The following is a 22203-nucleotide window of genomic DNA, read 5'->3' on the forward strand; positions in this document are numbered from 1 at the left end:
GGAAGGGCCCCTTCTTAACGCCTCGTGCATAGGAAGGGGCCCTTCTTAACATTCGTCGGCTTGGAGTTGCCCGACCTGTTGAAGGCCGGGCAGATTCCGGACGGTCATCCGGCGGTAGTCGGTGTCGACCAGCCCGTCGGTGCGCAGCTCCCGGAGGATCTTCTGGACCGAGGTCTCGGAGGCGCCGCAGATGGAGGCCAGTTCCGGTTGGGTGAGTCGGACGTCGATGACGACGCCGTCGGGTGTCTGGCGGCCGTGGGTACGTGACAGTTCGGCGATCACCCGGGCGACCCTTATCTTGACCGGGTACGAGGAGAAGTCGATCCGTCGGCGGTTCGACCAGCGCAACCGGTCGGAGACCATGGCGGCGAGTTCGAGCGCGGCGTCCGGATTGGTTCTGAGGAACGCGCGGAACCGCTCCGAGGGGATCACGCTGTAGCGGGCGGCGCTGCAGGTGGTGACAGTCGCGGAGCGTGGCCGGTCGTTGAGTGCCGACATCTCGCCGACCAGGTCACCGCCGACCCGCAGGGACAACAGCGCCGTGCGGCCGTCGGGCAGGGCGGCGGTGACCTTCGTCAGGCCCTCTTCGATCAGCACCAGGTGTGATTGCTGCTGTCCTTCGTGGATCAGGATCTGACCGGCCGGCACCTGGCGACGTACGCCGAGCTCCAACAGGGCGGAGCGTACGGGTGGGCCGAGCCGTTGCAGAAATGTGCCGTAGGGCCACTGCGAGTTCTGGGTAGGTTCGCGCCGCATCCAGGCTCCCACTCCGCTCAAGCGACGACAGCGTCCGCAGCGTAACCGTCCGGCCGCGATACGTCTCACCCGTCGTGCCAGCACCACACCGAGCAGGTAGGCGAGCAACAGCCCGAGTGTGAGGTGCAGATCCAGGCCCAGCTCCAACAGTACGTCGATCGGGACGCTCCACATGCCACAAGTGCACCCTGGACAGTCGCCCAAAATACCCGTGTCGTGCGGGATGACTGCTGACGGACATTGCCACTGAAGCCGTACTTCTACGGGGTCTCTGGGCGTCGCCCCCAGTTGGATGTCGCTCGTGCCCGGCCTCACGGACCGGGGTGAGGAGGGTGACGAGATGCAACATCCGGAGCGGCGGTTGTTGGTCTGCGTGGACATGGAGCGCTACAGCCGGCGCGGCAACGTCCAGCAGTACGAAGCGCAGCAGGACTTCCATCGGCTGCTGCGTGAGGCAGCCGACGGGGTGGGCATGGATCGTGTCGGCTGGGCGACGCAGCAGGCGGGAGACGGGGAACTGGCCGTCCTGCCCCGCGAGATTCCCGAGGCGAGGGTGATCGGGCGGTTCCTGCCGGAACTGAACCGGCGACTGCGGCAGTACAACGCCAGCCGTCTCCCGGTGGCCCGTATCCGGCTACGTGTGGCGGTACATCAGGGCATGGTGCACCTGGACGGGGCCAACGGTTTTCCCGGCCAGGCGGTCGTCATGGTCAGTCGGCTCTGCGACGCGACACCGGTGCGCCGAGCGTTGGCGGCCTTCCCGGACGCCGGAGTTGCCCTGGTGGTCTCCTCCGACATCTACCGGGACGTGGTGACCGAGTACCCGGAGGAGATTCGGCCGGACCGGTTCCGGCGCATCGAGGTGGTCCAGCCAGAGAAGGGGTTCTCTGAGCCGGCGTGGCTCTGTGTTCTCGACGAGGATGTGACCTCCTGGCGGGACGATGCGTCGCCCGGCCAGCAGCCATCGTCGCTGGACGAGGCGGTGAAACCGGGCGAGGCGGCGCAGCCGAGCGGGGAGAGCGGAACCGGGCACGGTGGTGAGCCGCCGGCCGGCGGCATCCGTACCGGCAACATCCGGGTCAACGGCCAGAACGCCGTGGGACCGGGTGCGATGGCGATCGGATCCATCGGTCGTGACGCCATCCTGCGCCCGGACGTGGACCGATGAACGACCGATATCCGGAGCCGGTGGCCGGGGACCCGCCGGGGCGCACCGACCCGGCCACGTTCGGCGAGGCGGGCGGATCCCGGCCGGGCCAGTCCGAAGCCGGTGCGGCCGAAGTCGGACCAGATGCCGGCGGCGATTCGGGTCAGGGACGTCCCGGGGATCCGGCCAGTGGTGCCGCTGACGGATCGGCACCGGACACGGACGCCGACCCAGCTCCGAACGACGAGTCGGACGACGGCGATGAGGAGGACCGTGAGGATGCGCTCGACTCCGGTGATGTGCTGCGCCGGCTGGCCGGTCTGTTCGGTGACGCGGGGATCGATGCCGGCAACATGTACGTCCGGGGCCAGAACGCGACCGGGCACGGTGCCCTCGCCATCGGTACGGTCAATGTCACTGCGGCGTCCGACTCGGTGGACGGCCGTCGGGTCTGGTCGGAGACGCTCAGTGAGACGACGGTGCTGGACCTGGTGCGGGGTTACGCGCCGGCCGGCAGCGATCAGCAACTCGATCACCATCTGAAGCAGCGCCATCTGGTGTGCCTGTCCGGACCGTCGGGCAGCGGAAGACTCACCTCAGCGCTGGTCGCCTCGGCTCGCCGGCACGGTGTCGGCGGGGTGAACATCCTCGGGGTCGAGCAGCTCACCGATGTGTTCCGGACGAAGCTGGGTCAGCGCCGGGGCAGCGGCTACGTGCTGCGGCTGACCGATGAGATGGTCGGTGCGCTGGACGGCTACACCCTGATGGGGCTCGCCGAGCGGGCTGCGGCCAATGCCATGACACTGCTGCTGGTCGGCGATTTCTCCCGGCGTGTCCAGGACCTCGCCGGGCACGTCGTCGAGCACCGTCCGGCACCTGCGGCCGAGGTGTTCCGCGCCGCTCTACGGCGGGAGTTGGCCGGGCGCTGTGTGGGCTTCTGCGCCGGCCACTGTGTCGGCGAGTGCGTGGATCAGTACGTCGACGAGGAATGCCTCCGGCATCAACTGCTCTCGGTGTACCTGGCCGGAGCACCTCGGCCCCGCGAGGTGGTCCCCGTCGTGGCGGCGCTCGCGCAGACGGTGCCGCGCGCCAGGGCACTGACGGACCGGCTGGCGCAACTGCTGCCCCGACAGCTTCGTGAGCGTGCCTCCCAGATCCTCGACGTGCCGGCCGACGCCGGTGCCTCGGTGGGCTGGTCCGCTGAGCAGGTACGGGCCTTCCGGCTGGCCTGCGTGGTTCTCGCCGGACTGTCGACGGTCGAGATCCGCCTCGCGGCTGAACGCTTGGTGTCCGGCCCGGAAGGGCTACAGTCGGCCACGGTACGTCTGCGCGGCGTCACCCTCGACGAGGTGCTCGGCCCGATGCTGCGCGGCGCCATCGTGATACCGGACGAGGACTGGGCGACCGGCGGCATCCGGATGCAGTTCTCGGTCGGCACCGAGCAGCTGCGGTCCGCTGTCCTGGATGTGGCCTGGACCGACTGGTGGACGCCCCGGGCGCTGCTCGGCTGGTTCGCGGACATGGTGCGGGCCGAGCAGCCGGACGTACGACAGGCGGCAGCCGCCGCCATCGGATGGTCGGCCGGCCGGGACGTGCAGACGGCCCTGGACACTGTGCGCGACCTTGCCCGGGAGCGGCGAGCGAGCGTACGGCAGGCGGCCGCGATCGTTCTTGTCGCGATTGCGATGCAGCCTCGGTTGCGGCAGCGGGTCAGCGTCGAGTTGGACCGCTGGGCCGCCGGGCCGGCGGCACATCTGCGCGACACCGTCGCCCGCGCCCACGAACTGGGGCTGGCCCGGCTGTGGCCGGACGCCGCCCTGGTGCAGCTTCGGCTGGTCGCCTCCGGGCGGATGCAACGCTGGCACAACTCGGTCGTGCGTGGCTTGGTCGAGGTCTACCAGGGCGGACACGGGGCTGCTCTGGTGACGTCTCTGGCGCAGTGGGCCAGATCGACCGACCCGGAAGACCGAGAGGTGCGGCTGCACGCCGCGCGAGCGTTGCGGATCCTGGCCGAACGGTGGGCACGACCACCTCGGGAACACTGGCCGGAGCTGCTGGATCTGGCGCGTAGCGAGATCGTCTCCGCCCACGACCTGGCAACTCTCTGGGCGACAGCGCTGAGCCTGCCCGAGACGGCGTACCGATCCTGGCGGACGCTCGGCTTCTGGCTCAGCCGGGCGGACGGTCAGGCCGAGGTGTCCGCGCACGTGCTGGCGCTGCTGCGGCTGGTGTTGGCCGGACGGCCTCCGCTGCGTCGTCGGCTCCATCACCAGCTGCGTCACGTCTGGCGCCCGGTCATGCCCGGGTGCGCCCTGCTCAACGACGTCGAAACTCTGACCTTTGAGGATGCCTGATGATCACTGGACCTTCCGGGACGTCTCACGTGCGGCAGGGTGTGCCGCCGCGGCCTCGCCGCTGGTGGCACGCGATCTTCCCGCCCGCCCCGGTTCCCGTTCCCGCCCCCGCACTGCCGCCCCCGGCACCTACCCGGGTCACCTTTCGGCAGGACGTGCCACAACCCCTGCTGGTGCCGGCGAAGGGCGACGCGTTCGACTTCAACCTGCACGTCGTCTACCTGTGGACCGCGACCAACATGACCTTCGACGGGCTGCGGCTGCGGGCCGAGGCGCTGTTGCCCTGGGCGATGGGGATCGTCCGTGAGCGTGCTGTGGACCTGGCTCGCGAGCATGAGCCGCACCGTTCCCACGACCTCGAACGGGCGCTGAACGATCTGCTGATGCACCAGCGTTGGCCGCAGGAAGCGCACCTGCCCCAGTTCACGGTGCGGCTCCGGGTCAGCCCGGACGAGCGGGTGCGGGAATGGCTGCGTCCGTACTGGGAACAGCGGATCGCGCTGGAGTGTGAGCACGAACTGGAGAAGATCCGTACCCGGCAGGCCGACGATCTGACCCGTCGGTGGGCGGCGGTGTTGCAGAACCTCCAGGACGAACCGGTCACCGCGTACGCCGCCAGACTGACCGGCGCGGAGTTCGCCGAGGTGTTCCAGCGCTACGTCACGGAACGCCGCGACATCGTTCCGAAGCTTGTGGAGTTGCTGCGGGAGGCCGTCAAGGGACACGGCGATCTCGGTCTCGGCCCGTCCGAGTACACCCAGGCATGGGACATCGCGCTGCGCACCTACGAGCGGCAGCAGGGGCTTACCCGACAGTCGATGTGACAACTCGGGTCGTCGACTCTTCCCCCTGATCGGGCGGGGGAGGAGTCGGCGGCGGGCGGCATCGGCCGAAAGGTCACGACGGTTGGATTATTTGGTTACCCACGAGTCACCTCTGAGGGGTTAGCCTGCTGTGACCCCGATGACCCTGGGATCACACCCGCCACCCCCACGGGAGCCCCCTCATGCCCGATGAGCCACCCGCCTCGGTCGACGTCTGCATAGTCGGTGGTTGCGGCCGGGTGGGCCTGCCACTGGGCATCGCGTTCGCCGCCCGCGGGCTCTCCGTCGTGCTGTACGACATCAACGCCGACGCCGTCGCCACGGTCAACTCGGCGACCCTGCCGTTCGCCGAGGCCGGGGCGGCCGGACCCCTTGCGGAGGCGGTGGCCGCCGGGCGGCTGCGGGCCACCACCGACCCGGCCGCTGTCGGCACCTCCGAGCATCTGGTGGTGGTGGTCGGCACCCCGGTCGACGAGCATCTGAACCCGGACCTGGGGGCCGTGCCGCGGGCATTGGAACGCTGTGCGGAGCATCTGCGCGACGGGCAGTTGGTGGTGCTGCGCAGCACCGTCTACCCCGGAGTGACCGCGTTGACCGAGAAGTTGCTGGTCGGCCGGGGAGTGCAGGCGGATGTCGCCTTCTGCCCGGAGCGCATCGCCGAGGGGCACGCGATGACCGAGCTGTTCACGCTGCCGCAGATCGTGGCGGCGCGTACCCCGCAGTCGCTGACCCGGGCGGAGAAGCTGTTCCGGCACCTGACCGACCGGATCGTCACGCTGACGCCGGAGGAGGCGGAGCTGGCGAAGCTGTTCACCAACACCTGGCGGTACATCAAGTTCGCCACCGCCAACCAGTTCTGGATGATGGCCAACGACTTCGGGCTGGACTTCGCCCGGATCCGGCACGCCGTGGCGTACGAGTACCCCCGCGCCGCCGACCTGCCGATGCCCGGGTTCGCGGCCGGGCCGTGCCTGTTCAAGGACACCATGCAGTTGGCCGCGTTCAACCGGAACAACTTCGTGCTCGGCCACTCGGCGATGCTGATCAATGAGGGTCTGCCGTTGTACCTGGTCTCGCGGCTGGAGGACCGGTTCGACCTGGCCAGCTCGACGGTGGGCATCCTCGGCATGGCGTTCAAGGGTGGCAGCGACGATCCCCGGGAGAGTCTGGCGTACAAGCTGCGCAAGATCCTGGCGTTGAAGACCCGGGAGACGCTCTGCACCGACCCGTACGTCATCGACGAGCGTTTCGTCGACCTCGACGAGGTGCTGCGCCGGGCCGATCTGCTGGTCATCGCCGCCCCGCACGAGCAGTACGCCCGCCTGGACACCGACAAACCGGTGATCGACATGTGGGGTCTGACCGGGCAGGGGGTGCGGGTGTGATCCCCCGGGTCTCGGTGATCGTGCCGGTCTACAACGAGGGCGCGGCGATCGTGCGCTGTCTGGAGCGGATGCTGCGGGAGATGCTGCTGCCGGCCGAGGTGCTCATCGTGCACGACATGCCGGAGGACACCACCGTCCCGTACGTCGTGCAGGCCGCCCGTACCGACCCGCGGGTGCGGGCGGTGCTCAACACGTACGGGCGGGGGCCGGCCAACGCGATCCGGTTCGGCATCGACGTGGCGCGGGCCCCGGTTGTGGTGGTGACGATGGCCGACGGCTGTGACGATCCCCGGCAGATCGACGAGTTGGCCCGGCTGGTGGACCGGGGCGTGGTGGTCGCCGCCGCTTCCCGGTACATGCCCGGCGGTCAGCAGGTGGGTGGGCCGAGGCTGAAGCGGTTGATGTCCCGCTGGGCGGGGCGCAGCCTCTACACCCTGGCGCGGGTGGGCACCCGGGACGCCACCAACAGCTTCAAGGCGTACGACACGGCCTTCGTCCGGGAGGTGGGCATCGAGTCGCGGACCGGTTTCGAGATCGGGCTGGAGTTGACCGCCAAGGCGACCCGGTTGCGGCTGCCGGTGGCCGAGATCCCGACGATCTGGCTGGATCGGCCGCTCGGGGAGTCCCACTTCGACCTGGGCCGGTTCCTCCCCGGGTACCTGCGCTGGTATCTGTTCGCCTACGGTCGACGGCTGAGCCGGGAGAAGCTGGCCGCCCGGACCCGACCGGCGGCGGTGCAGAGCGTCGAGTCCACCGAGTACGAGAAGACCGCATAGGAGCGCACGTGGCGAAGGTCCTGGTAACTGGTTCGGCCGGCTTCATCGGCGGCTACCTGGTCGCGGAGCTGTTGGACCGGGGCCACGAGGTCGTCGGGGTGGACAACTTCTCCAAGTACGGCCCGGTCAGCCACAGCTACGACACCCATCCGCGGTTCCGGTTCGTCGAGGGCGACGCCCGTGACACCGACCTGTTGACCGAGCTGCTGGACGGTTGTGACCATCTGGTCGCCGGGGCGGCGATGATCGGTGGGATTTCCTACTTCCACGCGTACGCCTATGACCTGCTCGCCACCAACGAGCGGATCATGGCGGCGACCTGCGACGCGGCGCTGCGGGCGCACCGCGACGGCACGCTGCGCAAGGTCACCTACCTCTCCTCCTCGATGGTGTACGAGTCGACGGAGCACTGGCCGAGCCGGGAGGGCGACGAGCGGCGCATCCCGCCGCCGCTGTCGTCGTACGGGTTCCAGAAGTTGGCCGTGGAGTACTACGCCCGCGCCGCCTGGGAGCAGTACCAGTTGCCGTTCACGATCGTGCGGCCGTTCAACTGTGTGGGCGTGGGGGAGGGGCGGGCGCTGGGTCAGGCCGAGGTGCTCTCCGGCAACGTGAAGCTGGCCATGTCGCACGTGGTGCCCGACCTGGTGCAGAAGATCGTCAAGGGGCAGGATCCGCTGCACATCCTGGGCGAGGGCGATCAGGTGCGGCACTACACCTACGGTGGTGACCTGGCCCGGGGCATCGCGACGGCGATCGAGCATCCGGCGGCCCACAACGAGGACTTCAACCTCTCCACCGCCCGGTCGACCACGGTGCTGGAGTTGGCCGAGTTGATCTGGCACAAGATCAAGGGTGCGGAGGTGCCGTTCCGGTACGTCAGCGACGAACCGTTCCGCTACGACGTCCGCAAGCGGGTGCCGGACACCACGAAGGCAGCCGAGGTGCTCGGCTTCACCGCCACCACCTCGCTCGACACGATGCTCGACGAGGTCATCCCCTGGGTCACCGACGCCGTGCACGCCGGCCGCCTGTAGGTGCAAGGAAGGGCCCCCTGTTAACGCCTCCGGTAGAGCAGGGGCCCCTTCTTAACACAGCAAGTATTCTCATACGGTCGACTGCATGAACTTGCAGCGCCAGTCTCGCTGCTGCTAACCTCCCTGCATAGTCATACGGAGGTAGGCATGGGAATCCGGGTCGCGGTCGCCGGTGCGAGTGGCTACGCGGGCGGTGAGTTGCTCCGCCTGCTCGCCGGGCATCCTGAGTTCGATCTGGTCACCGCCACCGCGCACAGTCAGGCGGGGCAGCGCGTCGACAGCGTGCACCCGCAGCTGGTCGGGCTGGACCACACCTTCGCCGAGACCGTACCGGAGACGCTCGCCGAGGCCGACCTGCTCTTCCTCGCGCTGCCGCACGGCCAGTCGGCCGCCCTCGCCGCGCAGCTGCCCACCGGCGTCCGGGTGGTGGACCTCGGCGCGGACCACCGCCTCACCGACGGTGACGCCTGGGCCCGCTACTACGGCGGCCCGCACGCCGGCGCGTGGACCTACGGCCTGCCGGAACTGCCCGGGCAGGCCGAGCGGATCGCCGCCGCCACCCGGGTCGCCAACACCGGCTGCTACGCCGCGACGATCACCTTGGCGCTCGCGCCGCTGATCGCCGCCGGTGTCGCCGACCCCGCCGACGTGGTGGTCGTCGCCGCCTCCGGCACCTCCGGGGCCGGCCGGGCCGCCAAGACCCACCTGCTGGCCAGCGAGGTGATGGGCGACCTGTCGCCCTACAAGGTCGGCGCCCACCAGCACGTACCGGAGATCAAGCAGGCCACCGGCGCGACCGGCCTGTCCTTCACCCCGGTGCTCGCGCCGATGCCACGCGGCATCCTGGCCACCGTGACCGCCCGGCCGACCGGCTCGGCGGACCCCCGGGCCGTGCTGGCCCAGGCGTACGCGGACAGCCCCTTCGTCCACCTGCTGCCCGAGGGCCGCTGGCCGCACACCGCCGCCACCCTGGGCAGCAACTCCTGCCACCTGCAGGCCACCGTCGACGTCGACTCCGGTCGACTGATCGTGGTCGCCGCCCTGGACAACCTCGGCAAGGGCGCCGCAGGTCAGGCGGTGCAGAACGCCAACCTGATGTTCGGCCTGCCCGAGACCACAGGCCTGTCCCCGCTGGGAGTAACGCCATGACCGTCACCACACCCGCCGGGTTCCGGGCGGCCGGGGTCGCCGCCGGGCTCAAGAGCAGCGGCGCACCGGACATCGCGGTGGTCGTCAACGACGGCCCGGACACCGGTGTCGCCGGCGTGTTCACCAGCAACCGGGTCAAGGCCGCACCGGTGGCATGGAGCGAGCAGGTGCTGCACGGCGGCGTGGTCCGGGCGGTGGTGCTCAACTCCGGCGGGGCGAACGCCTGCACCGGCCCGGCCGGCTTCCAGGACACCCACGCCACCGCCGAGCACGCCGCCGCCGCACTGACCGCGCAGCACCCCGACCAGCCGTTCGGCGCGGGTGAGGTGGCGATCTGCTCGACCGGCCTGATCGGCGAGCGGCTGCCGATGGACAAGCTCCTGCCGGGGGTCAGCGCCGCCATCGGCGGTCTGACGGTCGACGGCGGGGACGCCGCCGCCGAGGCGATCATGACCACGGACACCCGGCCGAAGACCACGGTGATCTCCGGTGCCGGCTGGACCGTCGGCGGCATGGCCAAGGGCGCCGGCATGCTCGCCCCGGCGATGGCCACCATGCTCTGCGTGCTGACCACCGACGCGGTCGCCGACCCGCAGACGCTCGACGCCGCGTTGCGCGCCGCCACCCGGGTCACCTTCGACCGGATCGACTCCGACGGCTGCATGTCCACAAACGACACCGTTTTGCTGCTGGCCAGCGGCGCGGCCGGGGTCACGCCGAGCGCTGCGGAGTTGACTGCGGCGGTCACCGCCGCCTGCCACGACCTGGCCCAACAGTTGATCGCCGACGCCGAGGGCGCCACCAAGCAGATCGCCATCGAGGTCGTCGGTGCGGCCGACGAGGACGACGCGGTCGAGGTGGGCCGGTCGGTGGCCCGCAACAACCTGGTGAAGACCGCGCTGTTCGGCAACGACCCGAACTGGGGTCGGATCCTCGCCGCCGTCGGCACCACCGCCGCCGAGTTCGAGCCGGACGCCGTCGACGTGGCCGTCAACGGGATCTGGGTCTGCCGGGGCGGTGCCGCCGCCGAGGACCGCTCGAAGGTCGACCTGACCGGCCGGGACGTCACCATCCGCATCGACCTGCACGCCGGCGTCACCGAGGCGACGGTGTGGACCAACGACTTGTCCCACGCGTACGTGCACGAGAACTCGGCCTACTCCACATGAGCATGAACCTGAACTCGGACCTGACCCGCGCCCAGGCCAAAGCGGCCACCCTGATCGAGGCGCTGCCCTGGCTGGAGCGGTTCTCCGGCGCCACCGTCGTGGTCAAGTACGGCGGCAACGCCATGATCGACCCGGAGTTGCAGCGGGCCTTCGCCGCCGACATGGTGTTCCTGCGCCACGTCGGTCTCAAGCCGGTCGTGGTGCACGGCGGCGGCCCGCAGATCTCGGCGATGCTCGGGCGCCTCGGCATCGACAGCGAGTTCCGGGGCGGCCTGCGGGTGACCACGCCGGAGGCGATGGACGTGGTCCGGATGGTGCTTGTCGGCCAGGTCGGGCGGGAACTGGTCGGGCTGATCAACTCCCACGGTCCGCTCGCGGTCGGGCTCTCCGGTGAGGACGCCGGCCTGTTCACCGCGGTACGCCGCCCCGCGTACGTCGACGGGGAGCCGGTCGACGTCGGGCAGGTCGGCGACGTCGAGTCGGTGAACGCCTCCGCGGTGACGGACCTGATCGCGGCCGGCCGCATCCCGGTGATCTCCACCGTGGCGCCGGACACCGACGGGGTGCTGCACAACCTCAACGCCGACACCGCCGCCGCCGCGCTCGCGATCGCGTTGCAGGCCCGCAAGCTGGTCGTGCTCACCGACGTACCCGGCCTCTACGCCAACTGGCCGGACACCTCCAGCCTGATCAGCGAGATCACCACCGACGAGCTGGCGAAGCTGCTGCCGTCGCTGGAGTCGGGCATGGTGCCCAAGATGGAGGCCTGCCTGCGGGCGGTCAGCGGCGGCGTGCCGGCCGCGCACGTGGTGGACGGCCGGGTGGCCCACTCCACGCTGCTGGAAGTATTCACCTCGGAAGGTTTCGGAACCATGGTCGTGAGCGCGTCCAGCGAGGTTGCCGGCCCCGCGAACCAGGAAGGCTCGGTGGCGTCATGACCGCCCTCAGCGACCGGTGGCGTCAGTCCATGATGGACAACTACGGCACCCCACCGCTGGCCCTCGTCTCCGGCTCCGGCGCCGTCGTGGTCGACGAGACCGGCCGCGAGTACGTCGACCTGCTCGGCGGCATCGCCGTCAACTCCCTCGGGCACGCCCACCCGGCAGTGGTGGCCGCCGTGTCCAAGCAGGTCGCCACCCTCGGGCACGTGTCGAACCTGTTCATCTCCGAGCCTCCGGTGGCCCTGGCCGAGTTGCTGCTGGCGCTGGCCGGCCGGCCCGGCCGGGTCTTCTTCGCCAACTCCGGCGCGGAGGCCAACGAGGCGGCGTTCAAACTGTCCCGGCGCACCGGCCGCACCCACGTGGTGGCCACCGTGGGTGGTTTCCACGGGCGCACCATGGGTGCCCTGGCCCTGACCGGCCAGCCCGCCAAGGCCGACCCGTTCCGCCCGCTGCCCGGCGAGGTCACCCACGTCCCGTACGGCGACGTGGCCGCACTGGAGGCGGCCGTCACCGACGCCACCGCCATGGTGATCCTGGAGCCGATCCAGGGCGAGAACGGCGTCGTCGTCCCACTCGCCGGCTACCTCGCCGCCGCGCGGCGGATCACCGCCCGGCACGGCGCGCTGCTGGTGCTCGACGAGGTGCAGACCGGCATCGGGCGTACCGGGCACTGGTTCGCCCACCAGGCCGAGGGCGTCGAACCGGACGTGGTGACCCTGGCCAAGGGGCTCGGCGGTGGGCTGCCCATCGGCGCCACCCTCGCCTTCGGCCCGGCCGCCGACCTGCTGGCCCCCGGCTCGCACGGCACCACCTTCGGCGGTAACCCGGTCAGCTGCGCCGCCGCCCTCGCGGTGATCTCCACCATCGCCCACGAAGGGCTGCTCGACCACGTCAAGCGGGTCGGTGAACGGATCCGCCGGGGCATCGACGCGCTCGGGCACCCGCTGGTCGCCGGGGTCCGGGGCGCCGGGCTGCTGCTCGGCGTGACGCTGACCGCGCCGGTGGCCCCGGCCGCCGCCGAGGCGCTGCGGACGGCCGGTTTCCTGGTCAACCCGGTGCAGCCGGACGTGCTCCGGCTCGCCCCGCCGCTGATCCTCACCGCCGCGCAGGCCGACGCCTTCCTGGCCGCCCTGCCCATCGCGCTGACCGCCGCCGCGTCGGTGGCCCCGGGTGCCACCGATCAGCACCCGCGTGGACCGATCGCCGTACACACCACGCCGACCGACGTGGATCCGACCCCGACGGAGGCCCCCGCATGACCCGGCACTTCCTGCGCGACGACGACCTCACCCCGGCCGAGCAGTCCGCCGTGCTCGACCTGGCGGCCCGGATGAAGGCCGACCGTTTCGCGCACACCCCGCTGGCCGGGCCCCGGGCGGTGGCCGTGCTGTTCGACAAGCAGAGCCTGCGGACCCGGATCTCCTTCGACGTCGGTATCGCCGAACTCGGCGGCCACCCCCTGGTGGTGGACACCCAGGTCACGCACTTCGGTCGGGGTGAGGCCCTGAGCGACGCCGGCCGGGTGCTGTCCCGGTACGTGGCCGCGATCGTGCTGCGCACCCACGGCGACGACCGGATCGCCGAGGTGGCCGCCGGTGCGTCCGTGCCGGTGGTCAACGCGCTGACCGACGGCTTCCACCCCTGCCAACTGCTGGCCGACCTGCTCACGGTGCGGGAGTGGTGCGGCGGCACCGTCGGGCGGACGCTGACCTACGTCGGCGACGCGGCGAACAACATGGCCCACTCGTACCTGCTGGCCGGGGTGACCGCCGGCATGCACGTGCGGATCGCCGGACCGGAGGGCTTCCAGCCCGCCGCCGAGGTGGTGGCCCGAGCCGAGGAGATCGCCGCCGACACCGGCGGCTCGGCGCAGGTGTTCACCGACCCGGTGGCCGCCGTCCGCGACGCCGACGTGATCGCCACCGACACCTGGACCTCGATGGGGCAGGAGAGCGACGGCCTGGACCGGATCACCCCGTTCCTGCCCTACCAGGTCAACAAGACGCTGCTCGGGCACGCGGCGCCGGAGGCGATCGTGCTGCACTGCCTGCCCGCGCACCGCGGCGAGGAGATCACCGACGAGGTGCTCGACGGCCCGCAGAGCGCGGTGTTCGACCAGGCGGAGAACCGGTTGCACGCCCAGAAGGCGCTGCTGGCCTTCCTCCTGGCAGGGTAGGAGCCCATGACGACACCGCTGACCCGTGCCGCCCGGCACGCCCGCATCGTCGAGCTGATCCGTGACAAGGCGATCCGGTCGCAGACCGAACTCGCCGAACTGCTCGGCGACGAGGGCGTCCAGGTTACCCAGGCCACCCTCTCCCGGGATCTGAAGGAGCTCGGCGCCGTCACCGCCCGCGGCGGCGACGGACGCGCCGTGTACGTGATCCCGGAGGACGGGCACCGCCCGTTGCGCGACGCGGAGGCAGCCCCGGCCCGGCTGGTACGGCTGCTGCGTGAGTTGCTCAACGAGGTCGACTCCAGCGGCAACATCGCCGTGCTGCGTACCCCACCGGGGGCCGCCCAGTATCTGGCCAGCGCGTTGGACCGGGCTGGCCTGCCGGAGGTCGTCGGCACCATCGCCGGCGACGACACCATCCTCGTCGTGGCCCGCGAGAGCGACGGCGGCGCCGCGCTCGGCGAACGGCTCGCCGGCTGGGCCCGCCGCGACGAGAACGTCGACGGGAGTGTCACACCATGAACGCTCGGTACGCCCGGTTGGATGAGGTGCCATCGTGACCACCAGAATGGGCGGGGTGGACGACAAGACCCTGACCGAGAACAGCACCGCAGCCAACCGGACGAGCCTGTGGGGTGGCCGGTTCGCCGGCGGCCCGTCGGAGGCGCTCGCCCGGTTGTCGGTGAGCGTCCAGTTCGACTGGCGACTGGCCCCGTACGACATTGCCGGTTCCCGGGCCCACGCCCGGGTGCTGGCCGGTGCCGGGCTGCTCGACCCGGAGGAACTGGGTCGCATCCTCGCCGCCCTGGACGACCTGGAAGCCGCCTGCGCCTCGGGTGCCTTCCGGCCGACCGTCGACGACGAGGACGTGCACACCGCGCTGGAACGCGGTCTGCTGGAGCGTCTCGGCAGCCTCGGCGGCAAGCTGCGCGCCGGGCGGTCCCGCAACGACCAGGTCGCCACCGACCTGCGGCTCTACCTGCGTGACCATGCCCGGGGCGTGGCCTCGCGGCTGGTCGAGCTGGCCGAGGCGCTTGTCGAGCAGGCCGAGCGGCACGTCGACACCGCCGCGCCCGGCATGACCCACCTGCAGCACGCCCAGCCGGTCACCTTCGGCCACTGGCTGCTGGCCCACGTCCAGCCGCTGCTGCGGGACCTGGAGCGGCTGCGCGACTGGGACCACCGCGCCGCGGTCAGCCCGCTCGGTGCCGGCGCGTTGGCCGGTTCGGGCCTGCCGCTGGACCCGGTGGCGGTCTCCAAGGAGCTGGGCTTCCGCACGTCCTTCGCCAACTCGATGGACGCGGTCGCCGACCGGGACTTCGTCGCCGAGTTCCTCTTCATCACCGCGATGATCGGCGTGCACCTGTCCCGCCTCGGTGAGGAAGTGGTGCTCTGGACGTCGCAGGAGTTCGGCTGGGTCGAGCTGGACGACGCCTTCGCCACCGGCTCGTCGATCATGCCGCAGAAGAAGAACGCGGACATCGCCGAGCTGGCCCGGGGCAAGTCCGGCCGGCTCGTCGGTGGGCTGGTCGCCGTACTGACCATGCTCAAGGGCCTGCCGATGACCTACGACCGGGACATGCAGGAGGACAAGGAGCCGGCCTTCGACGCGGTCGACACCCTGGAACTGCTGCTGCCGGCCCTCGCCGGGATGATCTCCACCATGACGGTACGCGTCGACCGCCTGGTCGCCGCCGCACCCGTCGGCTTCTCGCTGGCCACCGAGGTGGCCGACTGGCTGGTCCGCAAGGGCGTGCCGTTCCGCGACGCCCACGAGATCACCGGCAAGCTGGTGGCGCTGTGCGCCGCCCGGGACTGCGCCCTCGACGAGGTCTCCGACGACGACCTGGCCACCGTCAGCGAACACCTCGACCCGTCCGTACGCGACGTGCTGTCGGTCCGCTCGGCCCTGGCCGCCCGGATCACTCCCGGCTCCACCGGCCCCGGCCCGGTCGCCGACCAACTCGCCGCCGCCGCCGACCACCTCGCCACCTGGCGCGAGTGGGCCGCCGAAACCGTCGTCCCCCGCTGACCCCTCCGCTCCCACGTGCGGTGCCTGCAACTTCGGGGAAGATGCTGCCTCCCGGTCCATCGGGACCGCATCTTCCCCGAACCTGCTGCCGCCGTATCGGCGGGGGGCGGTCTTGGTTCAGGGGGCGGGTTGGGGTGGCGGGGTGCGGGCGGTGAGGCGGTCGTAGCGTTGCTTGGCGGCCTGGGCGCTGCCCAGGCCGAGGCCCTGGCCGATGGCCTGCCAGGTGAGGCCCCGGTTGCGGGCGAGGTGGAACAGGCCCGCCTCCATGGTGTCGATCTCCGCGCGCAGGTGCGGGAAAAGGGTCAGCGCGGCGAGCAGATCCGCCTCGTCCACCGGCTCCTCGCCCGGTTCCGGCTGGGCTGCCCCGGCAGCCAGCGCCAGGAGCACGGCGATCGCCTCGTACGGGTCGGCAGCGTACGGGTTGGTGTGCCGCCGCCGCTGCTGTTCGCTGGCGGCGTGCCGTTCGGTGAGTCGTTGCAGTGCGGCATAGCTGCGGTGCGCCCGATCCTCGGACGTGGTGCTGGAGTCGGCCATGCGCCAACTCCAGCACTTCAACGAAGTGTTGTCAACACCTCGTTGATGGACGGCCCCGCTGCGTCACCCCGCCAGATCAGCTGGAGCCCCGGACCGCCTCGATGATGGTCTCCGCGACCTCACCCGGTCGGGCCACGGCCATCGCATGCGAGCCGCCCTCGATCTCGCGCTGGCCCTGCGGGTTGGCCCGCTCCGCCATGAACCGGTGCGCGGCGACCGGAATGTTCATGTCGGCGTCGCCGAACACGAACCAACTGGGCAGCGAGCGCCAGGCGGGGTCGCCGACGAGACCGTCATTGAGAGCCTGCTCGGTGACCGGCCGCTGGGTCCGGGCCATCAGTGCGGCGAGGTCGGCGGACGCATCCGCGGCGAACTGCTTGTGGTAGGCGTCCTGGGCGATCGCCACCTCGTTGCCGCCGGTCGACACCGGATACTGCACAAGCGTGCCGGCGAGGGTGCTGCCGGGGAACTGCCCGGACAACGACAGCGCCGACTCGCCGGTGTCCGGCGCGAACGAGTTGACGTAGACGAGGGCCCGCACCGACGGGTTGTCGGCCGCCGCCTGCGTGGTCACCATGCCGCCGTACGAATGCCCGACGAGCACGACCGGGCCATCCACCCACCGCATCACGTCCCGCAGGTAGGCGGCGTCACCGGGAAGGCTCCGCAGCGGGTTGGCGAGCGCGACCACGTTGTAACCGGCACCCAGCCGGTCGATCACACCGTTCCAGCTTGCCGACTCGGCGAACGCTCCGTGCACGAGAATGATGGTGGGCTGCTGATCGGACATGCGCACGCTCCCTCACTCCGAGACCTGTTCACCGCCGGCAGCGCCGGTACCCGCGATTACCCGTCATGTAGGAGCGAAACCCCTGGTCAACTGCGGCAGGGTCCGCACTTCGACCGGAGGCACCCGCACCGAGCGTGGGGGCGCGGTTGCCGGTCAGGGCGGGACCGGGTTACCTGGACGGGTGGACCATCCCTGGCTGAACGCCCCCGCCGCCGACATCGCGCAGACCGCGCGGTCGCTGCTCGGCTGGGAGGTGACGGCCAACGGTGTGCGGATCAGGCTGACCGAGGTCGAGGCGTACGCGGGCACCGGCGAGGATCCGGCCTCGCACGCCCATCGGGGTCCGACGCCCCGTACGACTGTCATGTTCGGTCCGGCGGGGTACGCCTACACGTACTTCGTCTTCGGTATGCACTGGTGTCTGAATCTCGTCTGCGGCGCGGAGGGAGAGGCGGCGGCGGTGCTGCTGCGCGCGGGCGAGGTGGTCGAGGGGCGGGATCTGGCCCGCGAGCGGCGCGGCGGGGTGCCCGACCGGGACCTGGCCCGTGGGCCGGCCCGGCTGGTGATGGCGCTGGGTGTGACGGCGGCGGCCAACGGCACCAGCATGCTGGACGGGACCGGGCCGCTGCTGCTGACTCCGCCGACCCGGCCGGTCGCGCCGTCGGCCGTCTCCGCCGGCCCGCGTGTCGGTGTGGCCGCCGCCCACGACGTGCCCTGGCGCTTCTGGATCACCGGCGACCCGACCGTCAGCCCTTACCGCCGCCATGTCCCACGGCGGCGTCCGGCGTCGATCCGCTGACGCTCTCGTGGCCGATCATGGGCCAGTGCCGCGTGACACGACGACCTACCCTGCTGGCATCAGCATCGCTCTTGATGAATGGAGCTTGTCGTGTCGTTCCCCGATGCCATTCGTTCCGCTTTCTCCCAGTACGCCACGTTCCGAGGGCGGGCCCGTCGCTCCGAGTACTGGTGGTTCTCGCTGTTCCTTCTCCTGGTCGGGATTGTGGCTTCGGTCCTCGACGGCGCGCTGGGTGTCGACTTCGAGGGGTCGGGCGGGCCGGTTTCCCTGCTCGTCAATCTGGCGGTACTGCTGCCGTCACTGGCAGTCGCCGTCCGACGGCTGCACGACATCGACCGCACCGGCTGGTGGCTCCTGCTGGCCTTGATCCCGATCGTCGGGTGGATCGTGCTGCTGGTGTTCGCCCTTCAGAACGGGACGCCCGGTCCGAACCGCTTCGGCCCCAGCCCGAAGTCGTAGCCGCTCCCATCCGCTCTGAATGCAGGTCGACGATCCTCCGCGCAACCGGTTGGAAGCGGCCTGCCGGGGGAGACGAGGGCAGCCCGACTCGCGGAATAGTTGACTCGTCAAATATGTTGTCGGGGGCACCGGGGACACCTGTCCCCGGTCGGACGACACGAGGAGCGCATCATGCAGTTCGGAGTCTTCACCGTCGGTGACGTCACCGTCGACCCGACCAACGGGCGGGAGCCGACCGAGCGTGAGCGCATCAAGGCGATGGTCACCATCGCGCTCAAGGCCGAGGAGGTCGGCCTCGACGTCTTCGCCACCGGCGAACACCACAACCCGCCGTTCGTGCCCTCGTCGCCCACCACCATGCTGGGATACATCGCCGCGCGTACCGAGCGGCTGCTGCTGTCCACCGCGACCACGCTGATCACCACCAACGACCCGGTGAAGATCGCCGAGGACTACGCGATGTTGCAGCATCTGGCCGACGGTCGGGTCGACCTGATGATGGGTCGCGGCAACACCGGCCCGGTGTACCCCTGGTTCGGGCAGGACATCCGCAACGGCATCCCCCTCGCGATCGAGAACTACGACCTGCTGCGCCGGCTCTGGCGTGAGGACGTTGTCGACTGGCGGGGCAAGTTCCGTACCCCGTTGCAGTCGTTCACCTCGACGCCGCGTCCGCTCGACGGGGTGCCGCCGTTCGTGTGGCACGGCTCGATCCGCAGCCCGGAGATCGCCGAGCAGGCCGCCTACTACGGGGACGGGTTCTTCGCCAACCACATCTTCTGGCCGGCCGAGCACACCAAGCGGATGGTGGGCCTGTACCGGCAGCGTTTCGCGCACTACGGGCACGGCTCCGCCGACCAGGCCATCGTCGGCCTCGGCGGCCAGGTGTTCATGCGGCGTAACTCCCAGGACGCGGTACGCGAGTTCCGTCCCTACTTCGACAACGCCCCAGTGTACGGGCACGGTCCGTCGTTGGAGGAGTTCACCGCGCAGACCCCGCTGACCGTGGGCAGCCCGCAGCAGGTCATCGACCGGACCCTCGGGTTCCGTGACTACGTCGGCGACTACCAGCGGCAGCTGTTCCTCATGGACCACGCCGGACTGCCGCTGAAGACGGTGCTGGAGCAGCTCGACCTGCTCGGCGAGGAGGTCGTACCGGTGCTGCGCAAGGAGTTCGAGTCGCTGCGTCCGGCGCACGTGCCGCTGGCGCCCACGCACGCCTCGCTGCGCGCCGCCGCCGAGCAGGCCGCCACCGACCAGAGCGCGGGGGCGGAGGCCGGGCGGTGACCGTGCGTACCCTCGCCGTGGTCTCGGCCGGGCTCAGCCAGCCGTCGTCCACCCGGCTGCTCGCCGACCAGCTCGCCGCCGCCACCCGCGACGAGCTGGTCGGCCACGGCGAACAGGTCACGCTGCACCCGATCGAGCTGCGTGAGCACGCCCACGACATCGTCAACCACCTGCTCACCGGCTTTCCGTCGGAGCCGCTGCGGCAGGTGCTGGACCAGGTCACCGGCGCGGACGGGCTGGTCGCCGTGACACCGATCTTCAACGCCTCGTACAGCGGGCTGTTCAAGTCGTTCTTCGACCTGGTCGACGCCGACGCCGTCGGTGGTCGGCCGGTGCTGATCGGCGCCACCGGCGGCACCGCCCGGCATTCGCTGGCCCTGGACCACGCGATCCGGCCGATGTTCACCTACCTGCGGGCGGTGGTGCTGCCGACCGCCGTCTTCGCCGCCCCCGAGGACTGGTCGGGCGGTACCGCGCAGGGCGCGTTGCGGACCCGGATCGCGCGGGCCGCCGCCGAACTGGCCGGGCAGGTGCACCGCAGCGCCCCGTCGTCCGGTCCGGTCGACCCGTTCGCGTTGACCACCGACTTCGAACAGTTGCTGCGCGGCGGGGACACCTGACCCGAAGGCACAGGCGTACGGCGTCGCCCCGCACCACACATCGTGGTGCGGGGCGACGAGATGTCAGACGGCGTGCTCGGCAGCGTGCGGGTGGGCGACGAGCACCGGGCAGCGGGAGTGGTGCACCAGCGCCTGGCTGACCGAGCCGAGTAGCAGGCCGGCGAAACCGCCCCGGCCCCGGGACCCGACCACCACCAGCGCCGCCTGTTCGGAGGCCTCGATCAGCGCCTCGTCGGGCTTGCGGCCGGTGATCACCCGCTCCTCGACGGTCAGGCCGGGGTGGCTGCCCCGGGTGGCCGCGGCGGCCGTGGCCAGCAGGTGTTCGCCGTCGACGTCCCGTTCACCGGAGACGTGCACCAGCAGCAGCGTGCCACCGCGTCGGACGGCCTCCTCGGCGGCGTGGCCGACGGCGAGTTCCGCCGACTCGGAGCCGTCCACCCCCACCAGCACCGGCCCGTCGGTCGGCAGCGGCCGGTCCGGGGGCCGCACCACCAGCACCGGGCAGTGCCCGTGCGCGGCGACCTGGGTGCCGACCGAGCCGAGCAGCAGGCCGGCGAAGCCGCCCAGGCCCCGGCTGCCCACCACGACCAACTCGGCCCGACGTGACTCCTCGACCAGGGTCGCGCCGGGTCCACCGGCCACCTGCCGCACCTCGACGGTGAGCGACGGCCACCGGTCGACAAGTTCGGCGGCGGTCTGTTCGAGCATCTTCCGACCGTCCTCCGAGGGCGCCGGCAGACCCATCTCGTACGGGTTGATCGGCACCCCGTAGCCGAGCGGATGCAGGTAGCCGTGCACCAGGTGCAGCGGACGGGACCGCCACACCGCCTCCTGGGCCGCGTGCTCCGCGGCGACCAGGCTCGGCGGTGAGCCGTCCACTCCCACCACGACAGGTCGGTTCATGATGCCTCCAGACGTCGTCACGCCATTGTCGAACGTCGCCGGCCGGTAGACCGGCCCCCGACACACCTGATGCGGGGCCGGTCCACCGGCGGCCGGGCGGGCCGATGGGCCCGCCACCCGTGGTGAGGTGGCGCCGGGGGAGCGGCGCGACCCCACCGGATCACGAACCGTCGACGGTACGCGGCTCGCGGACCACCACCACCGCAGTGTCCGCGTGGTGCAGGACCGCGTGGCTGACCGAGCCGAGCAGCAGCCCGGCCAGCGCCCCGCGTCCCCGCGCACCGACGACCACCAACTGGGCGTCGCGGGACTGCTCCACCAGTGCCCGGGCGGGGGAGCCACGGACCAGCAGTTGCCGCACCGGCACCTTCGGGTACCGCGGCGACCACCTGGCCACGGCGTCGGCGAGGACCTTTTCCTCCTGCTCCCGGAAGGCGTCCAGGTCGTAGACCAGCGGCAGGATGTCGCCCGGACCGGCCGGCGCCGGGTAGAGCCAGGAGTGCACGGCCACCAGTTCGGTGTCGCGCCGGGCGGCCTCCTCGAACGCGAAACCGATCGCCTCATCGGAGGCGGGGGAGCCGTCGACGCCGACCACCACCGGCCCGTCCGCGCGCTGCTCACCCCGGACCACCAGCACCGGGCAGCTGGCCCGGGCGCTGAGCTGCACGGCCACCGAGCCGAGCAGCAGCCCGGCGAAACCGCCCAGGCCCCGGCTGCCGAGCACCAGCAGCGCGGCGTTGTCGGCCTCGGCGAGCATGACCGCCGGTGCCGCGCCGTGCACCACCGCGCCGGTGACCGACACCTCCGGGGCGACCTTGGTGGCTTCGGCCACCGCCTCGGCCACGAACTGCTCGGCCTGGTTGCGCAGGCCGGCGTCGGCCGGCGCGCCCGGCGCGGGGCCCAGCGGCACCCGCATCAACGGCCAGATGAACGCGTGCACGACCCGCAGCGGTCGCTGCCGGTACGCGGCCTCCCGGGCGGCGGCCCGCACCGCGTGCAGGGCAGTCTCGGAACCGTCCACACCCACCACGACGGGGGCGTTGTTGCTGCTCATCGAGTCCTCCTTCG

22 protein-coding genes are annotated in these 22203 nt (G+C 71.1%); 17 read left to right on the forward strand and 5 right to left on the reverse strand.

What is annotated here, in order from left to right:
• Positions 1-45: 45 nt before the first annotated feature.
• Positions 46-756: a Crp/Fnr family transcriptional regulator gene (locus VAB18032_RS10595; protein WP_043723704.1), complete on the reverse strand. Its 711-nt coding sequence runs from the start codon at positions 754-756 to the stop codon at positions 46-48.
• Positions 757-1048: 292 nt separating this feature from the next.
• Between VAB18032_RS10595 and VAB18032_RS10600 the strand changes: the two genes are divergently transcribed.
• The 13 genes from VAB18032_RS10600 to argH all read left to right on the forward strand — a co-directional run bounded on the left by VAB18032_RS10600 (position 1049) and on the right by argH (position 15743).
• The gene (locus tag VAB18032_RS10600) at positions 1049-1924 is read left to right on the forward strand and encodes a hypothetical protein (protein ID WP_415877990.1); all 876 of its coding nucleotides are present in this window, start codon (positions 1049-1051) and stop codon (positions 1922-1924) included.
• Entirely contained in the window at positions 1921-4257 is a 2337-nt protein-coding gene (locus tag VAB18032_RS10605; protein WP_013732816.1) for a hypothetical protein, read from the forward strand. The genes VAB18032_RS10600 and VAB18032_RS10605 overlap by 4 nt, the downstream gene beginning before the upstream one ends.
• Entirely contained in the window at positions 4257-5081 is an 825-nt protein-coding gene (locus VAB18032_RS10610; RefSeq protein WP_081476077.1) for a hypothetical protein, read from the forward strand. Before VAB18032_RS10605 ends, VAB18032_RS10610 begins: the two co-directional genes overlap by 1 nt.
• Before the next feature lie 182 nt (positions 5082-5263).
• The gene (locus tag VAB18032_RS10615; protein ID WP_043720359.1) at positions 5264-6466 is read left to right on the forward strand and encodes a nucleotide sugar dehydrogenase; all 1203 of its coding nucleotides are present in this window, start codon (positions 5264-5266) and stop codon (positions 6464-6466) included.
• A complete protein-coding gene (locus VAB18032_RS10620) occupies positions 6463-7242 on the forward strand; it encodes a glycosyltransferase family 2 protein (RefSeq protein WP_013732819.1) in 780 nt (259 codons plus the stop codon). The genes VAB18032_RS10615 and VAB18032_RS10620 overlap by 4 nt, the downstream gene beginning before the upstream one ends.
• A gap of 8 nt (positions 7243-7250) precedes the next feature.
• The gene (locus VAB18032_RS10625) at positions 7251-8276 is read left to right on the forward strand and encodes an NAD-dependent epimerase/dehydratase family protein (protein WP_013732820.1); all 1026 of its coding nucleotides are present in this window, start codon (positions 7251-7253) and stop codon (positions 8274-8276) included.
• Between the two features lie 147 nt (positions 8277-8423).
• The gene (argC, locus tag VAB18032_RS10630) at positions 8424-9425 is read left to right on the forward strand and encodes an N-acetyl-gamma-glutamyl-phosphate reductase (RefSeq protein ID WP_013732821.1); all 1002 of its coding nucleotides are present in this window, start codon (positions 8424-8426) and stop codon (positions 9423-9425) included.
• The gene (argJ, locus tag VAB18032_RS10635; protein WP_013732822.1) at positions 9422-10594 is read left to right on the forward strand and encodes a bifunctional glutamate N-acetyltransferase/amino-acid acetyltransferase ArgJ; all 1173 of its coding nucleotides are present in this window, start codon (positions 9422-9424) and stop codon (positions 10592-10594) included. The genes argC and argJ overlap by 4 nt, the downstream gene beginning before the upstream one ends.
• Positions 10595-10596: 2 nt before the next feature.
• The gene (argB, locus tag VAB18032_RS10640; RefSeq protein ID WP_050814580.1) at positions 10597-11532 is read left to right on the forward strand and encodes an acetylglutamate kinase; all 936 of its coding nucleotides are present in this window, start codon (positions 10597-10599) and stop codon (positions 11530-11532) included.
• Entirely contained in the window at positions 11529-12794 is a 1266-nt protein-coding gene (locus VAB18032_RS10645; protein WP_013732824.1) for an acetylornithine transaminase, read from the forward strand. The genes argB and VAB18032_RS10645 overlap by 4 nt, the downstream gene beginning before the upstream one ends.
• Complete coding sequence (argF, locus tag VAB18032_RS10650; RefSeq protein ID WP_013732825.1) at positions 12791-13711, forward strand: ornithine carbamoyltransferase; 921 nt, start codon at positions 12791-12793, stop codon at positions 13709-13711. Before VAB18032_RS10645 ends, argF begins: the two co-directional genes overlap by 4 nt.
• A 6-nt stretch (positions 13712-13717) precedes the next feature.
• Complete coding sequence (locus VAB18032_RS10655) at positions 13718-14233, forward strand: arginine repressor (protein WP_013732826.1); 516 nt, start codon at positions 13718-13720, stop codon at positions 14231-14233.
• A 46-nt stretch (positions 14234-14279) separates the two neighbouring features.
• Positions 14280-15743, forward strand: a complete 1464-nt coding sequence (argH, locus tag VAB18032_RS10660; protein ID WP_013732827.1) for an argininosuccinate lyase — start codon at positions 14280-14282, stop codon at positions 15741-15743.
• Positions 15744-15860: 117 nt separating this feature from the next.
• Here the strand turns inward: argH and VAB18032_RS10665 are convergent, their stop codons facing one another.
• Both VAB18032_RS10665 and VAB18032_RS10670 read right to left on the reverse strand, forming a co-directional pair.
• On the reverse strand, positions 15861-16277 hold the full coding sequence (locus VAB18032_RS10665) for a hypothetical protein (RefSeq protein ID WP_013732828.1): 417 nt from the start codon (positions 16275-16277) through the stop codon (positions 15861-15863).
• A 76-nt stretch (positions 16278-16353) separates the two neighbouring features.
• Positions 16354-17067, reverse strand: coding sequence for an alpha/beta fold hydrolase (locus tag VAB18032_RS10670; protein ID WP_013732829.1), 714 nt, complete (start codon positions 17065-17067; stop codon positions 16354-16356).
• A gap of 181 nt (positions 17068-17248) precedes the next feature.
• Here VAB18032_RS10670 and VAB18032_RS10675 point away from each other — a divergent pair, with 181 nt between their 5' ends.
• From VAB18032_RS10675 to VAB18032_RS10690, 4 genes are all read left to right on the forward strand, one after another.
• Entirely contained in the window at positions 17249-17866 is a 618-nt protein-coding gene (locus VAB18032_RS10675; RefSeq protein WP_013732830.1) for a DNA-3-methyladenine glycosylase, read from the forward strand.
• Positions 17867-17956: 90 nt separating this feature from the next.
• The gene (locus tag VAB18032_RS10680) at positions 17957-18325 is read left to right on the forward strand and encodes a DUF805 domain-containing protein (protein WP_013732831.1); all 369 of its coding nucleotides are present in this window, start codon (positions 17957-17959) and stop codon (positions 18323-18325) included.
• Between the two features lie 171 nt (positions 18326-18496).
• A complete protein-coding gene (locus VAB18032_RS10685) occupies positions 18497-19612 on the forward strand; it encodes an LLM class flavin-dependent oxidoreductase (RefSeq protein ID WP_013732832.1) in 1116 nt (371 codons plus the stop codon).
• Positions 19609-20232 (forward strand): FMN reductase, encoded by a 624-nt coding sequence (locus VAB18032_RS10690; protein WP_013732833.1) that lies wholly within the window; start codon positions 19609-19611, stop codon positions 20230-20232. Before VAB18032_RS10685 ends, VAB18032_RS10690 begins: the two co-directional genes overlap by 4 nt.
• Positions 20233-20295: 63 nt before the next feature.
• Here VAB18032_RS10690 and VAB18032_RS10695 read toward each other — a convergent pair whose 3' ends face one another.
• Both VAB18032_RS10695 and VAB18032_RS10700 read right to left on the reverse strand, forming a co-directional pair.
• Positions 20296-21135, reverse strand: a complete 840-nt coding sequence (locus VAB18032_RS10695) for a universal stress protein (RefSeq protein ID WP_013732834.1) — start codon at positions 21133-21135, stop codon at positions 20296-20298.
• A gap of 160 nt (positions 21136-21295) precedes the next feature.
• Positions 21296-22189, reverse strand: a complete 894-nt coding sequence (locus tag VAB18032_RS10700; protein WP_013732835.1) for a universal stress protein — start codon at positions 22187-22189, stop codon at positions 21296-21298.
• Positions 22190-22203: the final 14 nt, after the last annotated feature.

The sequence above is a fragment of the Micromonospora maris AB-18-032 genome (assembly GCF_000204155.1).
Lineage (GTDB): Bacteria > Actinomycetota > Actinomycetes > Mycobacteriales > Micromonosporaceae > Micromonospora > Micromonospora gifhornensis.